The following is a 1,619-nucleotide window of genomic DNA, read 5'->3' on the forward strand; positions in this document are numbered from 1 at the left end:
GGCATCGCTTGCCTGTCCTCTGCCCCGCTCAGGCAGATATCCCGCTCAGGCTGAGCCTGTCGAAGCCCATGGAGCATGCTCCCCGGCTCGGCCTTTGATCTCTCACGTCCGGGCCTTCGACAGGCTCGGCCTGAGCGGAGGGAGGCCGGTCTGAATGGGGGCAGCGGCGACGCAGCCCGCGCCGTCGGACTGGCCGGCGAGGGAGATCGCCGACTCAGCCGACCGACATTTCGGCGAGTCTGCGCGTTATGGGTTCGCCATAATCGCAGCCGCCTTCACTCACATGTTCGGATAGTTCGGGCCTCCGCCGCCCTCCGGCGTCACCCAGGTGATGTTCTGTGTCGGATCCTTGATGTCGCACGTCTTGCAGTGCACGCAATTCTGCGCGTTGATCTGGAACCGGGGTTCGCCCGTGTCCTTGCCCACCACTTCATAGACACCTGCCGGGCAATAGCGCTGCGCCGGCTCGTCATACAGCGGCAGGTTGATGCGGATCGGCACAGTCGGGTCCGTCAGCCGCAGGTGAACCGGCTGGTTCTCCTCGTGATTGGTGTTCGAAAGGAACACGCTGGAAAGCTTGTCGAAGCTGATTTTCCCGTCGGGCTTGGGATAATCGATCGGCCAGCAGGCCTCCTTGCGCCAGATCTTGGTGTTGTCGGGCGAATGACCCATGGTGAAGGGCATGCGGACGCCAAGGAATTCCGCCCACATCGTCACCCCGGCCAGCGCGGTTCCCACCGTGCCGCCGAACTTGCTGACGAGCGGCTCGGTGTTCCGCACCATGCGCAGTTCGTCATACACCCAGCTCGCCTCATAGGCCGTGGAATAGGCCGTCAGTTCGTCTCCCTGCCGCTGGCTGGCGATGGCGTCGACGGCGGCTTCAGCGGCCATCATCCCCGTCTTCATCGCCGTGTGGCTGCCCTTGATCCGGGGCACGTTCACGAAGCCGGCCGAACAGCCGATCAGCGCAGCGCCCGGCATCGTCAGCTTCGGCACCGCCTGCCAGCCGCCCTCGTTGATGGCGCGGGCGCCATAGGAAACCCGGCGGCCGCCTTCCAGGATCGCCTTGATCGCCGGATGGGTCTTCCAGCGCTGCATTTCGTCGAAGGGGGAAAGATGAGGATTGCGATAGGACAACGCCACCACGAAGCCCAGCGCCACCTGGTTGTTGGCCTGATGATAGAGGAAACCGCCGCCCCAGGCGTCCGAAAGCGGCCAGCCCTGGGTGTGGATCACCCGGCCCGGCACATGCTTTTCGGGATCGATGTCCCACAGCTCCTTGATGCCGATGCCATAGACCTGCGGCTGACTGTCCTTCGCCAGGTCGAAGCGCTTGATCAGCTGCTTCGAAAGATGCCCGCGCACCCCTTCGGCAAAGAAGGTGTATTTGGCGTGCAGTTCCAGCCCCGGCTGGTAATTGGGGCCGTGGCTGCCGTCGCGCTCCACGCCCATGTCACCGGTGGCGACACCCTTCACCGACCCGTCGTCGTTGAACAGCACTTCCGCACCCGCGAAGCCGGGGAAGATTTCCACCCCCAGCGCCTCGGCCTGCCCCGCCAGCCAGCGGCACAGATTGCCGAGACTTCCCGTATAGGTGCCCTTGTTGTTCATGAAGCTGG

The 1,619-nt window shown here is 64.3% G+C and carries 1 protein-coding gene; it reads right to left on the reverse strand.

What is annotated here, in order from left to right; translation table 11 throughout:
• Window positions 1–279: 279 nt before the first annotated feature.
• A partial coding sequence (locus tag ACE3O8_RS13215) for an electron transfer flavoprotein-ubiquinone oxidoreductase (protein ID WP_374390476.1) occupies window positions 280–1,619 on the reverse strand: 1,340 nt, incomplete at its 5' end.

The organism is Sandaracinobacter sp., assembly GCF_041909755.1.
Taxonomy (GTDB): Bacteria; Pseudomonadota; Alphaproteobacteria; order Sphingomonadales; family Sphingomonadaceae; genus Sandaracinobacteroides.